This is a genomic window from Amycolatopsis thermoflava N1165, from assembly GCF_000473265.1.
Lineage (GTDB): Bacteria > Actinomycetota > Actinomycetes > Mycobacteriales > Pseudonocardiaceae > Amycolatopsis_E > Amycolatopsis_E thermoflava.
The window spans coordinates 2,329,723-2,346,016 of sequence record NZ_KI421511.1 but is presented as its reverse complement, the minus strand read 5'-3'; the positions used below and the strand labels follow the sequence as shown (position 1 = coordinate 2,346,016).

The window sequence follows — 16,294 nt, the reverse complement described above, 5'->3', positions numbered from 1 at the left end:
GTGGCAGACGAGCTGAACACCGAGAGCACGGACGCCGCGCCGGCCACGAAGAAGGCCGGGCGGGAGAGCGTCTTCCACCGCCTCTACGTCGGCACCGGCGCCTTCGACATCGTCGGCAAGCGCAAGCGCTGGTACATCTTCTTCGCGGTCCTGGTCCTGGTGTGCATCGCCTCCATCGGCATCAAGGGCTTCAACCTCGGCATCGAGTTCGAGGGCGGCACCCAGATCCAGATGCCGGCGCGCGGCGCGAATGGCCCGATCACCGCCGACGAGGCCAAGCAGGCGTTCGCCGACGCCATCGGCGAGCAGGCCGACTCGGCGCAGACGGTCGGCGTCGGCGACGCGGCCACCGTCGAGCTGCGGTCGGACACCCTCGACGCCGACCAGGTCGCCAAGGTCAAGCAGACCCTGTTCGACCAGCTCCAGCCGATCGGCGGCAACGGCCAGCCGAGCGTGCAGGCCATCAGCGACAGCGCGGTCAGCGCGTCCTGGGGCCAGGAGATCTCGCAGCAGGCGCTGATCGCGCTCGCCGTGTTCATGGTCCTGGTGACCGTGTTCCTCGCGGTCTACTTCGAGCGCTGGATGGCGGTCACCGCGCTCATCGCGCTGGTGCACGACATCGTCGTCACCGCGGGCATCTACTCGCTCGTCGGGTTCGAGGTCACCCCGGCGACGGTGATCGGCCTGCTGACCATCCTCGGGTTCTCCCTCTACGACACCGTGGTGGTGTTCGACAAGGTCAAGGAGAACACCCGCGGCATCCTCGGCCTGACCCGCCGCACCTACGCCGAGACCGCCAACCTGGCGCTGAACCAGACGCTGATGCGCTCGATCAACACCTCGGTCATCGCGCTGCTGCCGGTGCTGGGCCTGCTGGTCGTCGGCTACATCCTGCTCGGGTCCGGCACGCTGCAGGACCTCGCGCTGGTGCAGCTGAGCGGCATGCTCGCCGGCGTGCTGTCGTCGCTGTTCCTGGCGACCCCGCTGCTAGTGGACTTCAAGATGCGCGACCCGAGGTACAAGCAGCAGGCCGAGCGGGTCCGGGCGCGCCGCGCCAACCAGGCCCGCAAGGCCGCCGAGCGCGAGGCCGACTTCGACGCGAGCGACGACGAGGCGCTGGACGCCGAGCTGCGCAAGGAGAAGGCGTACGCGGCGGCCGCGAGCGTCCCCGCCCGCACCCCGAAGTCGCAGCCGCGGCGCGGGCGGCCGTCGGGCAAGCGGAAGCGCTGACGTGGACCTGGAGCGTGCGCTCGGCCTGATCGCCGAGGTGCCGGACTTCCCGGAGCCCGGTGTGCTGTTCCGGGACCTGTCGCCGCTGTTCGCCGACGCCGACGGGTTCGCGGCGGTGATCGACGCGCTGGCGGCGACGGTCGACCCGGGCACCGACGTGCTGGCCGCGGTCGAGGCGCGCGGGTTCCTGCTCGCCGCGGCCGTCGGCTACGCCCGCGGCATGGGTGTCGTCCTGGTGCGCAAGCCCGGCAAGCTGCCCAGCGTGGCTGGGCGGGTGGACTACGCCCTGGAGTACGGCTCCGCGACCCTGGAGCTGCCGTCCGGCGTGGTGCGGCCGGGGCAGCGGGCGGTGGTGGTCGACGACGTGCTCGCCACCGGCGGCACCGTCGCCGCGGCCTGTGAGCTGCTGGAGCAGGCCGGCGCGACGGTCACCGGCGTGTCCGTGGTGATGGAGCTGGCCGCCCTCGACGGGCGGTCGGCGCTGAGCGGCCGGAAGGTCAGCTCGCTCCTGGTCACCTGACCGTTCGGCGCGCGAGCGCGGCGGTCGGCGCGGCTGGGAACAACGAGGTGGCCCGCCGGGGTTACGCTTGGTGCTCTGAAGGCCGCGCGATCAGCAGGAGGTGGGCTTGAGCCAGGAGCTCGAAAGCCCGGCGCCCGCCCGGGAGACCGCCGACAACCGCGGCACGCAGCCGCAGGGCGTCACCAGGGCACCGTCCGCCACGCGGCGCGTCCGCGCCCGGCTCGCGCGGCGGATCACCGCCCAGCGCGCCGCGCCGGTCAAGCAGGTGCTGGAGCCGCTCGCCGCGATTCACCGCGACCTGCACCCCAACGCCGACCTGAGCCTCCTGCAGCGCGCCTACGACGTCGCCGAGGAGCTGCACCGCCACCAGCGGCGCAAGTCCGGCGACCCGTACATCACGCACCCGCTCGCGGTGGCGACCATCCTCGCCGAGCTGGGCATGGACACCACCACGCTGGTCGCCGCGCTGCTGCACGACACGGTCGAGGACACCGGCTACTCGGTGGAGCAGCTGACCGCCGACTTCGGCGACAAGGTCGCCCAGCTCGTCGACGGCGTCACCAAGCTGGACAAGGTGAAACTCGGCACGGCGGCCGAGGCCGAGACCATCCGCAAGATGGTCATCGCGATGGCCCGCGACCCGCGCGTGCTGGTCATCAAGCTCGCCGACCGGCTGCACAACATGCGCACCATGCGGTTCCTGCCGCCGGAGAAGCAGGTCCGCAAGGCCAAGGAGACCCTGGAGGTGCTGGCCCCGCTGGCGCACCGGCTGGGCATGGCCACCGTCAAGTGGGAGCTGGAGGACCTCGCGTTCGCGATCCTGCAGCCCAAGAAGTACGACGAGATCGTCCGCCTGGTCGCCGACCGGGCCCCGTCCCGGGACATCTACCTGCGCAAGGTGATCGACGAGCTGACCGGCGCGCTCGGCGGCTCCCGCATCACCGCGAAGGTCGAGGGGCGGCCCAAGCACTACTACTCGATCCACCAGAAGATGATCGTCCGCGGCCGGGACCTCGACGACATCCACGACCTGGTGGGCGTGCGGATCCTCGTCGAGGACGTGCGCGACTGCTACGCCGCCATGGGTGTCGTGCACGCGCTGTGGCAGCCGATGCCGGGCCGGTTCAAGGACTACATCGCCCAGCCGCGGTTCGGCGTGTACCAGTCGCTGCACACCACGGTGATCGGCCCCGACGGCAAGCCCCTCGAGGTGCAGATCCGCACCTACGAGATGCACCACACGGCCGAGTACGGCATCGCGGCGCACTGGCGGTACAAGGAAACCAAGGGCACCCACCACGGCACCGCCGTCGACATCGACGAGATGGCGTGGATGCGGCAGCTGCTCGACTGGCAGCGGGAGGCCGCGGACCCCGGCGAGTTCCTCGACTCGCTGCGCTACGAGCTCGCCGCCCGCGAGATCTTCGTGTTCACCCCCAAGGGCGACGTGGTGACGCTGCCCGTCGGCGGCACGCCGGTGGACTTCGCCTACGCCGTGCACACCGAGGTCGGGCACCGGTGCATCGGCGCGCGCGTCAACGGCCGTCTGGTGGCGCTGGAACGCAAGCTGGAGAACGGCGACGTCGTCGAGATCTTCACCTCGAAGGCGGAGAACTCCGGGCCGAGCCGCGACTGGCTGACGTTCGCCAAGTCGCCCAAGGCGCGCGCCAAGATCCGCCAGTGGTTCGCCAAGGAACGCCGCGACGAGGCGATCGACGCCGGCAAGGACGCGATCACCAAGGAGGTCCGCAAGGTCGGCCTCCCGTTGCAGCGCCTGGTGTCCGCGGAGGCGATGGGCGCGCTGGCGGCCGAGCTGCACCACCCGGACATCAGCTCGCTGTACGCGGCGGTAGGTGAGGGCCACGTCAGCGCGAAGCACGTCGTGCAGCGGCTGGTGGCGCTGATCGGTGGCGTCGAGGAGGCCGAGGACGAGCTCGCGGCCCGGTCCACGCCGTCCACGGTCACCCGGCGCCGCGCGGCCAACGACGTGGGTGTCGTGGTCAAGGACGCCACCGACGTGTGGACCAAGCTGGCGCGCTGCTGCACCCCGGTGCCCGGCGACGAGATCCTCGGTTTCGTCACCCGCGGCGGCGGCGTCAGCGTGCACCGCACGGACTGCACGAACGCCGAGGACCTGCGCGCCCAGCCCGAGCGGCTGGTCGAGGTGGAGTGGGCGCCGTCCGCGAACTCGGTCTTCCTGGTGTCCATCCAGGTCGAGGCCCTCGACCGGCACCGGCTGCTGTCCGACGTGACGAAGGTGCTGGCCGACGAGAAGGTGAACATCCTGTCCGCGTCGGTGCAGACGTCGCGCGACCGGGTCGCGGTCAGCCGGTTCACGTTCGAAATGGGCGACCCCAAGCACCTCGGGCACGTGCTCAAGGTGGTGCGCGGCGTGGAGGGCGTCTACGACGTGTACCGCGTGACGTCGGCGTCCTGACGAAGCCCGGCTTGGCGTGCGGCCTGGGGCGGCTGAGTCAAGTTCGGACCTCGTGGCGGTGCTGGTGGGTGCCCCGCGGTGGTGTGGCTCACGGCGCCCGCCTGGGCGTGCCCTCTAGGGTCGGCTCATGGCAGCTGGGCTGGAGTTCGCGCGCGACGGGGAAGTGGGCACCCTCACCTTCGCGCGGCCGGAGAAGAAGAACGCGATTTCCCACGACATGTGGGCGGCCATTCCGGACGTCGTCGCCGAGGTGGAGGGTGATCCGGGGCTCAAGGTGCTCGTCCTGACCGGTGCCGGGCCGGACTTCTCGGCGGGGGCGGACATTTCCGAGTTCGGCAGCCTGCGCTCCACCGCCGACGGCGCCGCCGCCTACGACCAGGTCGTCGAGGGCGCGGTCACCGCGCTGGCCGGGATGACGAAGCCGACCGTGGCGAAGATCCGCGGCAACTGCATCGGCGGCGGCTGCCAGATCTCCGTCGCCTGCGACTTCCGCTTCGCCGACGCCACCGCCCGCTTCGGGATCACCCCGGCGAAACTCGGCATCGTGTACGACTTCCGCTCCACGCGCCAGCTGGTGTCCCTCATCGGGCCGGCCCACGCGCGGTACTTCCTGCTCTCCGGCCAGCTCATCGACGCCGCCCGCGCCCGCGAGATCGGCCTCCTCAACGACGTGTTCACCGACCTCGACGCCGGCGTGTCCGACTTCGCGGCCACCCTCTGCTCCCGGTCGCAGACCTCGGTCCGCGGCATGAACCGGATCATCGGCAAGATCCTCGACGGACAGTCCGAAAGCGACAGCGAGGTCGAGCGGATCCGCTCGGCCGCCATCCACGGCGAGGACTACGCCGAGGGCGTGGCGGCCTTCCTCGGCCGCCGCCCGCCGAAGTTCACCGCCTCCTGACGACGAAGCGGCCTCCGTCCGAACCGGACGGAGGCCGCTCCGCGAGAAGAACTCAGCCGATCGTCACCGCGGTGAACTTGACCTCCATGTTCGGCTTGCCGCCACCCGGGCTCGGGTCGAAGCTGCCGTCGTGGCCGGCGCGCGCCACCTTGTCGAGCACCTCCAGGCCGGCGTCGCCGATCGAGCCGAACACCGTGTAGTCCGGGCTCAGCTCGGCCGGGCCGTACACCATGAAGAACTGGCTGCCGTTGGTGTTCGGGCCCGCGTTGGCCATCGCCAGCAGGCCGCGGCCGTAGGTCAGCTCGGGGAACGTCTCGTCGGCGAACGAGTAGCCGGGACCGCCGCTGCCGGTGCCGCTCGGGTCACCGCACTGCAGCATCATCAGGCTCGCGTCGGTGCCCAGCCGCGCGCACGAGGTGTCGGTGTAGTACCCCTGCTGCGCCAGGCTCAGGAAGCTGTTCACGGTGCACGGCGCGAGCGCGCGGTCCAGCGTCAGCGGGATGTCGCCGGCGGTGGTCTTCAGCGTGACGTTCACCGTCCCGGTCGACGGGATGTCCTTGGTCTGCGGCGGGTTGTTCGGCTTCGCGGCGGGCTCGCTCGGCGTGGCCGGGTACTCGCACTGCACGGGGTTCGCCAGCGGCGTCGGCCGGTGCGGCACCGCGGCGCGCTGCGTCGGGATGTTCAGCTCGCTCGCCGAGGGCGAGGTCGTCGGGGAGGCCGCCGCGTCGCCGCCGTCGCCGCCGCGGGTAGCGAAGAACACCACCAGCCCGGCGACCACGACCACCGCGCCGACGGTCGCGCCGACGCCGACGATCTTGCGCCGTCGCGCCTGCTCCGCCCGGCGGGCCATCTGCCGCTCGAGCTTGCGCTTCGCGGCCTCACGGCGCTGCTGGTTGGTCGCCACCTGCCCTCCAGAATCCACTCGACGTCACCGATCGGGTGGCGGCAGTCTATGGGCACAGCCTGTGAGGACCCTGTACAGCCCCGGTTAGGGTGGGTGCCGGGCATCCCGGGCACGGGTGGACGGGTCGACGCGGAGGTGGGTTTTCGTGCTCGTCGTCGGGTTTCCGGCAGGCGCGTTGCGGGCCAACTGTTACCTGCTCGCGCCCGGCCCGGACACCGCCTGCGTGGTGGTCGACCCGGGCGAGGACTCCGCGGGCCGCGTCGCCGAGGCCCTCGCCGAGCACCGGCTCACTCCGGTGGCCGTGCTGGCCACCCACGGCCACCCCGACCACGTCGGAGACGCTCCGGTGTTGACCGCGGCCCACGACGTTCCGATGTGGATCCACCCTGCCGACCGCGGCCTGCACGAGGGCGCCGAGCCCGCCGACGTCCGCGACCTGACCGGGGCGCCGCTGGAGCTGGCCGGCCTGGCGATCGACGTCGACCTCGTGCCCGGCCACACCGACGGCTCGGTGGTGTTCCGCGTGACCACGCCGGAGGGCGGCAGGCTCGCCCTGACCGGCGACACGCTCTTCGCCGGCTCGGTCGGCCGCGGCGACCAGCGGCGGCTCGGGGAGTCCCTGCGCGACGCGCTGCTGCCGCTGCCCGACGACACGGTGGTGCTGCCCGGGCACGGCCCGGCCACGACGATCGGCCGCGAGCGGGCCGGCAATCCGTTCCTGAGCGGGGCGCGCAGCGTCGTCCCGGTGCGGTGATGGGGGAGAAGTGACCGAGCCGAAGAAGCCGGTGGAACCGCAGCGGCTGCCGCTGCACCAGGAGGACCGGGGGCTGACGCGCCGCAGGCTGATCTCCGGACTGGCGGGCGTGCTGATCATGGCCGCCGCGTTCGGCGGGATCGCGGGCCTGATCGGCGGGCAGGTCGCGGGCCTGGTCGCCGCGGCGGTGGTCGGCCTGCCGCTGCTGTATGTGGTGCTGTGGAACGTGCGGCGCAAGCTGTGGCTGGAGGGCACCGCCGTGCTGGTGCGCACGTGGCGCACCCGCCGGGTGGACCTGGCGCAGGCGCGGCGCATCGACCTGCTGGTGACCGACGTGCGCGGCGCGCGCACGGTCAGCCTGCTGTTCAACTCCGGGCAGCGCGGGCAGGTCGTCAAGATCGACCTGGCCGTCTATGCCGGCACCGGCGGGCGCGAGCTGCCCATCCTCACGCTGCGGCGGCTCGCCGACGCGGTGGCGAACAACATCGAGGCCAACGGGCTGGTCTTTGCCGAGCTGCTGGTCGCGCAGCTGCGTGCCGAAGCGCGGGGCGCGGGCGTGCCGGACCGGCCGCTCTACCAGCTGGCGTCCGCGGCGCCGTCGGGCAAGATCGCCCAGCGGTTCACGATGGAGGCCGTGAGCCGGTTCGTCGCGCAGCTGGGCTGACCTCGCCGTTGCGGCCGCCGAGCCGGTCCTCGATCCGGACCAGCTGCTCGCGGATGCCTTCCAGCTGGTAGACGATCTCCGGCAGCTCCTCCGCCGCGAAGGTCGCGAGCCGCTCCAGGTGCTTGGCCGCGTCGCGCAGCTCGGTGAGGGCGGTGGCGATCCGCGGCAGGCTCGTGAACGTGCCGGCCACGGCTTTCGTCAGGCGCCGCGGCAGTGCGTGAACGACCATGACCCCTCCCCGCCGGACGGGAACTGTGCCCGGCCTTCGTACCCCATGACGGGGGCCGTGACCAGGGCGGGGTGCCCGGCTGTGGCTAGTGGGCGCTGGTGTGGCCGATGTGACTCATGGGTTCCCGGCTGGCGATCACCGCGGCCAGGACGGTGGTGACCGGCACGGCCGCGACGATGCCGACGCTGCCTGCCAGCGTCCGGACGATCTCCTGCGCGATGTCCTGCGAGCCGAGGATCGCGCCGAGCCCGACGCCGGAGATCGACGAGTACAGCATCACCGGCAGCGCGGCGCCCGCGTACGCCATCACCAGTGTGTTCACCGCGGAGCCGACGTGGTCGCGGCCGATGCGCAGCCCGGCGGAGTACAGCTCGCGCCAGCTCAGCGACGGGTTGGCGCGGCGCAGCTCCCACACCGCGCTGGTCTGGGTGACCGTGACGTCGTCGAGCACGCCGAGCGCGCCGATGACGATGCCGGCCAGCAGCAGGCCGCGCGCGTCGATGCCGTGACCGAGCGCGGCGATGAGCGTGGAGGTGCTGTCGTCCAGGCCGGTGAGGGACGCGGCCGCGGAGAAGATCGCCGACAGCGCGCCGATCAGCGCGAGGCTCACCAGCGTGCCCAGCACCGCGACCGACGTGCGGGCGGACACGCCGTGGGTCAGGTACAGGGCGATGAACATGATCAGCCCGGCGCCCACGATCGCGACCAGCAGTGGGTTCTCCCCGGCGAGGATCGCGGGCAGCACGAACGCCACGAGCACGACGAAGCTGAGGACCAGCGCGCCGAGCGCGGCCACGCCGTGCCAGCGCCCGAGCACGACCACGGCGACCGCGAACAGCGCGGCGAGCACCGCGAGCGGGAAGCCGCGCTGGAAGTCGACCAGCTGGTAGGAGGCGGGATCGGTGGCGTCCCCGCCGTTGTAGGCCAGTACGACGTCGTCCCCGGCGGTGAAGCGTGGCGTGCTCGGCTCGATGGGCACGGTCAGCTCGACGCTGTGCCCGCTGCCCGGGCCGTCGGTGAGGGCGATCGTGGCGGCGAGGCAGGGCTTGGCGTCCGGCTGGTCGCCGACCTGCACCTGACCGTCGGCCAGGCAGGGGCCGGAGGTGGCGGTGGTGATGGTGCCGTGGACCGGGGTGCCCTGGGAGATCGCCGAGGTGGGCTTGTCCTGGCCCCAGGGGTAGAGCAGGAGCAGCCCGGCGACGGTGAGGGCCGCGATGGGCGCGAGCAGCCAGATGAGGAGGAGCTTGACGCGCCGGGAGGCCGGGGGCGCGGGGGAGTGGCCGTGCCCGTGGCCGTGCCCGGTGGGTGGGGTGACGGGCGGCGCGGCGGCCCGGCGCCGGCGGGTGGGGGCGGCGGTGCTGCCGGCGACGCCGGTGCGGCCCGCGCTCCGGGGGCGTTCGGCCTGGTCTGCTGCCGGCTCGGCGCTGGGGTGGTGCCCGTCCGCCCCCGCGGCGCGGCGGGTGCCGGCGGCGCGGTGTGCTGCGGCGGGGAGGTCGGTGGGGTTTGGCTCGGGGCTGGTGCGGGGGGTTGCGGTGCGGTCGGCGCCGGGGATGGTTCCGCGCCGGGTGGTGGTGGCGCGGTGTGCTGCGGCGGGGAGGTCGGTGGGGTCTGGCTCGGGGCTGGTGCGGGGGGTTGCGGTGCCGTCGGCGGCGGGGATGGTTCCGCGCCGAGTGCCGGTGGCGCGGTGTGCTGCGGCGGGGAGGTCGGTGGGGTCCGGGTCGGGGCTGGTGCGGGGGGTTGCGGTGCCGTCGGCGCCGGCGCGCCCGCGCCGGGAAGCGCCGGGGTGGTGGCGGCCGCGGGGGTGGCTCTCCTCGGCGGGGCCGGTGGCGTGGTGGCTTCGGCGAGCAGCATTCCCGGTCCCGAGGTCCAGGCGCCCGGCCCGGCGAGCGTCGGCGGGGCGGGGGCCTGCGGCCGGTGCGTCGTCGTCGGCGTAGCCCCGGGCTCGCCGGGCGCGGCGTTGTCCCGGGTCGGCAGCAGGCGGGCCGGGGACGCGGCGGATCGGACCGGTCTCCGCCGCGGGGTCGTCGTCGTGCTGCACCGGTCCATCGTCCCGCCCGCCCGTGTCACTCCAGCGGGTGGGTCGTGAAATTCCTCCGCGAAACGGCGTAACGACGGCGGCGCAGTTCCGTCCTACTGGCGTAGAGCAGCGGGAGGACAGGAGGCCCATCGTGCACGCCGAAACGGTCGAAGAACACCAGTTCGTCAGCCTGGACGGCTACGACATCCCGGTCTTTTCGCGGTGGAGCTACACCACCGCCGACCCCTACGCCGTCACGCTGTCCTTCCGCGCCGACCGCGGCCGGTGGGTCGAGTGGTGCTTCGCGCGCGACCTGCTCGTGGAGGGTCTGAACGGGCCGGCGGGCGAGGGCGACGTGCGGATCCGGCCCGACGTCATGGCCGGCCCGGACCAGCTGATGATGGAGCTGGAGTCGCCGGACGGGTACGCGATCGTCGAGTTCAGCCGCGAGGGCGCGGCCCGCTTCATCGCCTCCACCCACGCGCTCGTGCCGCTCGGCGCGGAGGGCCCCCTGGTCGACGTGGACGGGTTCATCGCGGAGATCACCAAGGTCTGAGCCCCGTTCCCCGCGGCGGCGAACGGCGTTCACCACGCCGTGATCGACTCCGCGGATGAGCCTGCTCACGCGCGCCACGGCGGCGGTGGCCGCCCTCCTGCTCCTCCTCGTCACCGCTCCCGCGGCGGCCGCCGACACCGCGCTCGCCCGCGGCGTCGCCTACCGGACCCTGACCTTGTCCACCGCGCACGGACCGGTCGTCGCGCACCTCGTCACGGCCGACCTGACCGATCCTCGCGTGGACGTCGACCTGCTGCACCCCGCGTCGGTCGCCGGGCGGGCCACCGTCTCCGCCCTGGTCACCACGCAGCACGCGGTCGCGGGGATCAACGGCGACTTCTTCAACCTCAGCGAGACCCACGCCGGGATCACGCCCACCGGGTCCTCGGTCGGGCCGGAGATCGCCGACGGCGACGACCTCAAGTACGCCGTGCCGGACGGGCAGCGGTTCGGGCCCGCGATGCCGTCCGGCGTCACCACCAGCGACGTGTTCGGCTTCGGCGCCGACCACCGGTTGCGCACCGCGCGGCTGGAGTTCGCGGGCACGCTGCGCTCCCGGGCGGGCGAGTTCGACCTGGAAGGGCTCAACCAGTACGCGCTGCCGGTGAACGGCATCGGCGTCTACACCCCGGAGTGGGGCTCGATGTCGCGGGCCCGCGCGGCCTGCGGCACCGACACCAGCCGCTCGGCGCCGTGCACCTCGCAGGTCGAGGAGGTCGTGGTGCGGCACGGGGTCGTGGTCGCCGAGTCCGCGGGCGCGGGCGCGGGGCCGATCGAGCCCGGCAGTGTCGTGCTGCTCGGCCGCGAGCGCGGGGCGGCCGAGCTGGCCGGGCTCGGGGTGGGTGACCGGGTGCTGGTGACCGACCGGCTCGTCGCCCGCGGCGTGCCGCCGTTCGAGTTCGCGGTCGGCGGGTTCCCCATCCTGGACGACGGGGCCGCGCTGCCCAGGCTGGACGCCTCGCTCGCACCGCGCACGGCGGCCGGGGCGAGCGCGGACGGGCGGACCCTGTACCTGCTCGCGGTCGACGGCCGCAGCGCAGCCAGCACCGGGATGGGGGTCGGCGAGGTCGCCGCGCTGCTGGCGTCGCTGGGCGCGAGCGAGGCCGTGAACCTCGACGGTGGCGGGTCGACGACCCTGGTGACGGCCGGCCGCGGCGCCCCCGCGACGGTGCGCAACACCCCCTCGGACGGCGCGGAACGTGCGGTCGCCAACGGGATCGGCGTGTTCGTGCGTTAGCCGGCGCGCCGGCGCAGCATCACGTGGGCGTGGTGCCCGGCGGCGACGAGGACCTGCGCCCCGCAGATGACGACGAGCACCCACCCGGCGCCGAGGTGGCGGACCAGGAACGCCCCGGCCACCGCACCGGCCACGAGGCCGCCCACCGACACCACGCGCCGGGTAGTGGCGCCGCGGCCGCCGGACGGGCCGGCGAGGTCTCCGGCGAGGGCGGCCAGCGTGCGGGTGAGCACGGTCGTCGTCATGTCCGGCACGGCCAGCCGGTTCACCGTGCCGTTGCGGACGCCCATCGCCAGGGCCAGCGCGGCGGCGAGGTAGCGGCGAACGCCCCGGCCGTCGCGACCGTGGTCAGGGCGGCCTCCGCCGCGAGCGCGCCGAGGAACGCCGGTGCGGCGCGGCGATCGAGGACGCCAGCCACGCGGCGCCCGCGGCGCCGGCCACGAACGCGACGAGCGCGGTCCCCGCCGCCGCGACGTCGAACCCGGGCTCCCCGGCCGCCGCGAACCCGAGGAACACCAGGTTGCCGGTCATGTTGGCGGTGAAGACCCGGCCCAGGGCCAGGAAGCTGACCGCGTCGATCACGCCGCTGAGGACGGTCAGCGCCCCGAGCGCCACCGGCACCGGTTCGTGGTTCGCCAGTCCGCGCACCACGTCTCCCCTCATCGTCCACACGGGACGGACAGCCACTCCTGCGGCGGCACGCCCAGCCGGATGCGGTCCAGCTGCTCCAGCAATGTGTCCAGGCGCCCGGGGTCGTCGAGGTACTCCAGCGCCGCCCGGTAGAAGGCGTTCGCCATGGTCGCCGGCATCAGGTCCGACGCGTCGAAGCAGAGCGTGGCGCCCGAGCGGAGCGCCTCGGCGACCTTGCGGGCCGCCGGGTTGCCGTCGTAGGCCCGCAGGTCCATCGAGCGCGTGGCGGAGAACGCGCTCCCGCCGCTGACCCGCGGCCAGATCTCCTGCGCCGCCGGGGAGGCGAGGTACCGGATCAGCGCCCGCGACGCCGGCGTGTCCGTGAACATGCCCGCCAGGTCGGCCGACACCTCGTAGGTCTCCGGGGCCACATCCGGCCCGGCAGGCGGGACGGCCACGAAGTCCAGGCCGCGCCCGGCGTCCGGGTACCGCGCGAGCATGAACGACCCGTTGTGCTCGTACGCGCAGCTCTGCGGCGACGCCAGCATCCCCTTGCCGGCGTCGGCGAAGTCGGTCAGCAGCACCCGCCCCGGGTTGTCCCCGACGGTGCCCGCCATCATCGCGCCCCACGTCTGCCATGCCCGCCGCACCGCGGGCGCCGTCCACGCCAGCTGCCCGGCCGCCCACTGCCGGTACACGTCCGGGCCCGCCTGGTGCAGCAGCACGTCCTCGACCCAGTCCGTGCCCGGCCACCCGGACACCGGCGGCGCGCTCAGCCCGAGGCACCAGGGGAGCGCGCCGGTCGCCGCGGTGAACTCGTCCCAAGTGGACGGCTGCGCCAGGCCGTGCAGGGCCGGGTTGAACCACACGATGCTCTTCAGGTCCACCTTCACCGCGATCCCGTACAGGTGCGCCTGCCCGGCCACCTGTAGCTGGAGCCACTGTGGACCGTAGATCTCCGCGGGCGGCGCGCCGAGCACGTCGTCCAGCGAGTACAGGTTGTGCGAGCGCACGTAGGTGACCAGCTCGCCCGGGTTCGGCACGACCGCGACGTCCGGCGGGTTGCCGTTCTGCACGTCCGAGGCGAGCACCTGCGACACCGCGCGGGTGCCCTGGTACCGCACCCGGATCCCGGTCTGCGCGGTGAACCCGGCCAGCACCTGCTCGAACGCCACGCCCTCGGCGCCGGTCCACGACGCGAGCACGGTGATCGTGCGCGTGCCCGCGCCGGCGCCGCAGCCGGTCAGGCACGCGGCGACCAGGAGCAGCACCCCCACCACGCCCCTCATGAGCGGAACCGGTATTCGTCGAGCCGGGCGTGCAGGCCCCACCCGGCGAGCACGGCGATCGCCAGCGTCACCGCGGGCACCACCAGCGGCAGCTGGTTGCTCGCCGCGGCCGCGTCCAGCCGGTCGTTGACGTCCCGGGTGCCCGCCGCGGTGGTCGCCTCGTCCGGGATGGCCCCCGCCACGCTCGTCGGCGCCGGGCCGGCGGCGGCCACCGTCAGGCCGCAGTCCCCGGCCCGGCAGTGCGCGGTGACCAGCCGGATCAGCTTGTCCTGGCCGTCGGCGTCGGTCAGCGCCATCCGCCGGTCCCACCCGGCCAGCACGCCGGTCAGCCGGTCCTGCGCGGTGGCCAGCCGGTGCGCCGCGACGAGGGTGAACATCATGCTGGCGCACAACCCGAGCAGCAGCAGCGTCGCCGCCAGCAACTGCGGGTTCAGCAGCCGCTGGAAGCGCTTCCCCAGGTACAGCTGCGTGACGCAGAGCAGCCCGAGCAGCAACGCGACCGGCACCGCCCACAGCGCGGGCGTGGCCGGGTGCAGCCAGCCGGTCGTGAGCTGCCGCGCCAGGGCCTGCTCCTGCACCGACCGCAGGTCGTCGAGCTGTTTCAGCACGCCGTCGGGGGAGCGCAGCAGCTGCGACGAGGCGTCCCACAGGTCGGCCGTGCCGACGACTTCGCCGCCGCCCTGCCGGTAGTGCGCGTCGGCCTGCGCGACCGCCGCCCGGTAGGCGGCGAGCAGCCCCTCGACCAGCCGCAGGATCTGGCTGCCCGCGTCCCCGGCCTCGTTGAGCTCGGCGGCGCGGGCGAGGCTCTGGCTCGCCAGCGCGGTCTGCGTGGCGTACTCGGTGCCCGCCCCGGCGAGGCGCACCTCGCCGGAGGAGAAGCTGCGCACCGCCGCCCGGTCCGCGCGGATCAGCGCCGACTTCGCCGCCGCGACCTCGACGACCGCCTGCGCGGTCCGGTCCCGCACGGTCTCCGCCGCCGACTGCACGCCGCGCACCGTGGCGAACCCGGTGACCAGCACGGCCGCGGTGGTCACCAGCAGCGCCAGCCGCAGCCGGACCAGCCTGCGCCGGGTCGTGCTCACCACAGGGACCTCGCCCGCACGGCGTTGGCCCGGTCGATCAGCACGCCGTGCTCGTCCGCGGTGCGGGCCTGGCGGGACAGCTCCCGGTAGGAGCGTTCGAGCCGGTCCCGCAATCCCTTCTCCGACACCGGATCCCCGAGCACCGGGCCCGGCGGCAGCGACCCGTCGCCGTGGTCGAGCACGAACGAGAAAGCGCTCTCCAGCACCGCGGTGGCCAGCCGCAGCCACGACTCCTCGCTGTCCAGCGTGAGGGTGTGCAGCCGGTCCGCGGCCGCGGCGAGGTCGGCTGCGGCCGGGCACCCGCCGCCGGGCAGGTGACCGGCGAGGATCCGGACCGCGGCGACGGCGGCGCCGTGCCGGTGCAGCGAGATCTCCGGCACCTCGTCGAGGATCGCGACCGCGGCGCCGCGCTCCCCGGCCCGCAACCGGATGCGCGCGAGCCCGAACGCGGCGCCGGCGTGGGACCGGTCGCACGCCCACACCGCCTCGTAGAACCGGGCCGCGGTGTCCGGCCGCGACCGGTGTTCGGCGCAGAACCCGAGCGCCAGCTTCGGCGCCGGCTCCCCGGGCACGGACCGGTAGACGTCGTCGAACAGCTCGGCGGCCGCGCCCACCCGGCCCTCGGCCAGTGCGAGGAGCCCGCGGTGCCAGCTCGCCCGCCAGTCGTGGTGTGCCCGCCAGCCCAGCTGCCGCTCCGCCGACCGCAGGCAGTGCCCGGCCGCGGTCAGGTCGCCCGCCTCCAGGTTCGCGCGGGCCCGGTGGAAGTCCACTTCGACCGATGCCGGGACGCTCGCGAGTTTGGTGAGCAGCCGCCGCGGGTCCGGCGCCCGCACCGTGTGCAGCAGCGGGGTCCGCGGATCGGCCGGGTCGGGGAACGGCACGGGCAGGCCGGCCGCCACGTCCGCGGGGGAGGGCCGCCCGTCGGCCAGTGCGCCGCCGCCGTCGCCGGTCCACGCGGTCAGCGGCGGGGCCAGGCTGAGCCCGTCGTCCAGCAGCGCCGCGGATTCGGCGAACACCGCCGAGCGGGCGGGCCGCGGCTTGCCGTCGGCGAGGCAGCGCACCTCGCGCAGCACGCCGCGCACCTGGTTCAGCATCTCCGGCACGTCGGCGAACCGCCGGTCGAAGTCCGCGGTCGCGCGCGCGACCAGGCGGCGGAAGGACTCCGCGCCCGGTTCGCCGGCGTCGCACTCGACGAGCTCGTCGAGCATGACGCCGGCGGCGTGGATGTCGGCCCGCTCGGTCAGCCCGTGCTCGCGGATCTCGGTGTGGCCGACCAGGTACGGCGGGGTGCCCAGGACCGGGCTCTCCCGGTCGCCGGTGCGGCGGATCGCGCCGAAGTCGATCAGCTTCGCCGACCGCCGCGTGCGGATCACGTTGTCCGGCTTCATGTCGCAGTACAGCAGGCCCTTGCCGTGCAGGTAGGCCAGCGCGCCCAGCACGTCGACCGCACACGCGAGCGCGTCGGCGATCCTCATGCCGCCCGCGTCGCGCACACTCCGCAGCGACGGCCCGTCGATGTGGTCCATCACCAGGTACCGCAGTCCGCGGTGGGTGACGACGTTGACGATCCGCACGATGTTGGGGTGTTCGAGCGCGGTGAGCACGCGGCTCTCCTGGGCGGCCAGCTTGATCGCGGCGGTGTCGTGCGGCCGGGTCAGGCCCTTGAGCACCACCTGCTTGCCCTGCAGGTTGCGGTCGCGGGCGAGGTAGACGAAGCCGAACGCGCCGCGGGCGAAGCACCTGTCGACCTCGTACTGCCCGGCGACCAGCTCACCCGGCTCGAGCCCACCGCCGGACGGCGCCTCCTCCGCGAAGCCCACTCACGCGAGGTTACGACACGGCCC

General features: G+C 73.9%; 15 protein-coding genes and 1 pseudogene. 8 read left to right on the top strand and 8 right to left on the bottom strand.

Features of this window, described 5'->3' with window-relative positions; translation table 11 throughout:
- The 4 genes from secF (at position 1) to AMYTH_RS0111610 (ending at position 5,088) form a co-directional block, all read left to right on the top strand.
- Positions 1-1,230 (top strand): protein translocase subunit SecF, encoded by a 1,230-nt coding sequence (secF, locus tag AMYTH_RS0111625; RefSeq protein WP_027930469.1) that lies wholly within the window; start codon positions 1-3, stop codon positions 1,228-1,230.
- Between the two features lies 1 nt (position 1,231).
- A complete protein-coding gene (locus AMYTH_RS0111620; RefSeq protein ID WP_027930468.1) occupies positions 1,232-1,750 on the top strand; it encodes an adenine phosphoribosyltransferase in 519 nt (172 codons plus the stop codon).
- Positions 1,751-1,856: 106 nt separating this feature from the next.
- On the top strand, positions 1,857-4,187 hold the full coding sequence (locus tag AMYTH_RS0111615) for a RelA/SpoT family protein (RefSeq protein WP_020420701.1): 2,331 nt from the start codon (positions 1,857-1,859) through the stop codon (positions 4,185-4,187).
- Positions 4,188-4,314: 127 nt separating this feature from the next.
- Positions 4,315-5,088, top strand: a complete 774-nt coding sequence (locus AMYTH_RS0111610) for an enoyl-CoA hydratase-related protein (RefSeq protein WP_027930467.1) — start codon at positions 4,315-4,317, stop codon at positions 5,086-5,088.
- 52 nt (positions 5,089-5,140) lie between these two features.
- On the opposite strand, the gene AMYTH_RS0111605 is transcribed toward AMYTH_RS0111610, so the two are convergent.
- On the bottom strand, positions 5,141-5,992 hold the full coding sequence (locus AMYTH_RS0111605) for a peptidylprolyl isomerase (RefSeq protein ID WP_027930466.1): 852 nt from the start codon (positions 5,990-5,992) through the stop codon (positions 5,141-5,143).
- 145 nt (positions 5,993-6,137) lie between these two features.
- Here AMYTH_RS0111605 and AMYTH_RS0111600 point away from each other — a divergent pair, with 145 nt between their 5' ends.
- Complete coding sequence (locus tag AMYTH_RS0111600; RefSeq protein ID WP_027930465.1) at positions 6,138-6,746, top strand: MBL fold metallo-hydrolase; 609 nt, start codon at positions 6,138-6,140, stop codon at positions 6,744-6,746.
- 10 nt (positions 6,747-6,756) lie between these two features.
- The gene (locus tag AMYTH_RS0111595) at positions 6,757-7,410 is read left to right on the top strand and encodes a hypothetical protein (protein ID WP_027930464.1); all 654 of its coding nucleotides are present in this window, start codon (positions 6,757-6,759) and stop codon (positions 7,408-7,410) included.
- Here the strand turns inward: AMYTH_RS0111595 and AMYTH_RS0111590 are convergent.
- A complete protein-coding gene (locus tag AMYTH_RS0111590; protein WP_027930463.1) occupies positions 7,367-7,639 on the bottom strand; it encodes a hypothetical protein in 273 nt (90 codons plus the stop codon). The genes AMYTH_RS0111595 and AMYTH_RS0111590 overlap by 44 nt on opposite strands.
- A gap of 85 nt (positions 7,640-7,724) precedes the next feature.
- Positions 7,725-9,677, bottom strand: a complete 1,953-nt coding sequence (locus AMYTH_RS44660) for a YibE/F family protein (protein WP_228684721.1) — start codon at positions 9,675-9,677, stop codon at positions 7,725-7,727.
- A 130-nt stretch (positions 9,678-9,807) separates the two neighbouring features.
- Between AMYTH_RS44660 and AMYTH_RS0111580 the strand changes: the two genes are divergently transcribed.
- Both AMYTH_RS0111580 and AMYTH_RS0111575 read left to right on the top strand, forming a co-directional pair.
- A complete protein-coding gene (locus AMYTH_RS0111580) occupies positions 9,808-10,212 on the top strand; it encodes an SsgA family sporulation/cell division regulator (protein WP_027930462.1) in 405 nt (134 codons plus the stop codon).
- Positions 10,213-10,267: 55 nt separating this feature from the next.
- Positions 10,268-11,449 carry a phosphodiester glycosidase family protein gene (locus AMYTH_RS0111575; RefSeq protein WP_027930461.1) on the top strand — a complete coding sequence of 394 codons (1,182 nt, stop codon included), beginning with the start codon at positions 10,268-10,270 and terminating at the stop codon, positions 11,447-11,449.
- Here the strand turns inward: AMYTH_RS0111575 and AMYTH_RS50865 are convergent.
- From AMYTH_RS50865 to AMYTH_RS44645, 5 genes and pseudogenes are all read right to left on the bottom strand, one after another.
- A pseudogene (locus tag AMYTH_RS50865) lies at positions 11,446-11,754 on the bottom strand (DUF1275 family protein); the annotation flags it as partial. The gene AMYTH_RS0111575 and the pseudogene AMYTH_RS50865 overlap by 4 nt on opposite strands.
- 43 nt (positions 11,755-11,797) lie before the next feature.
- Positions 11,798-12,112, bottom strand: coding sequence for a DUF1275 family protein (locus AMYTH_RS50860; RefSeq protein ID WP_209440762.1), 315 nt, complete (start codon positions 12,110-12,112; stop codon positions 11,798-11,800).
- Positions 12,109-13,368, bottom strand: coding sequence for an ABC transporter substrate-binding protein (locus AMYTH_RS0111565; protein WP_027930460.1), 1,260 nt, complete (start codon positions 13,366-13,368; stop codon positions 12,109-12,111). The genes AMYTH_RS50860 and AMYTH_RS0111565 overlap by 4 nt, the downstream gene beginning before the upstream one ends.
- The gene (locus AMYTH_RS0111560; protein WP_027930459.1) at positions 13,365-14,450 is read right to left on the bottom strand and encodes a hypothetical protein; all 1,086 of its coding nucleotides are present in this window, start codon (positions 14,448-14,450) and stop codon (positions 13,365-13,367) included. Before AMYTH_RS0111560 ends, AMYTH_RS0111565 begins: the two co-directional genes overlap by 4 nt.
- Positions 14,447-16,270 carry a serine/threonine protein kinase gene (locus AMYTH_RS44645; RefSeq protein WP_051362644.1) on the bottom strand — a complete coding sequence of 608 codons (1,824 nt, stop codon included), beginning with the start codon at positions 16,268-16,270 and terminating at the stop codon, positions 14,447-14,449. The genes AMYTH_RS0111560 and AMYTH_RS44645 overlap by 4 nt, the downstream gene beginning before the upstream one ends.
- Positions 16,271-16,294 lie beyond the last annotated feature (24 nt).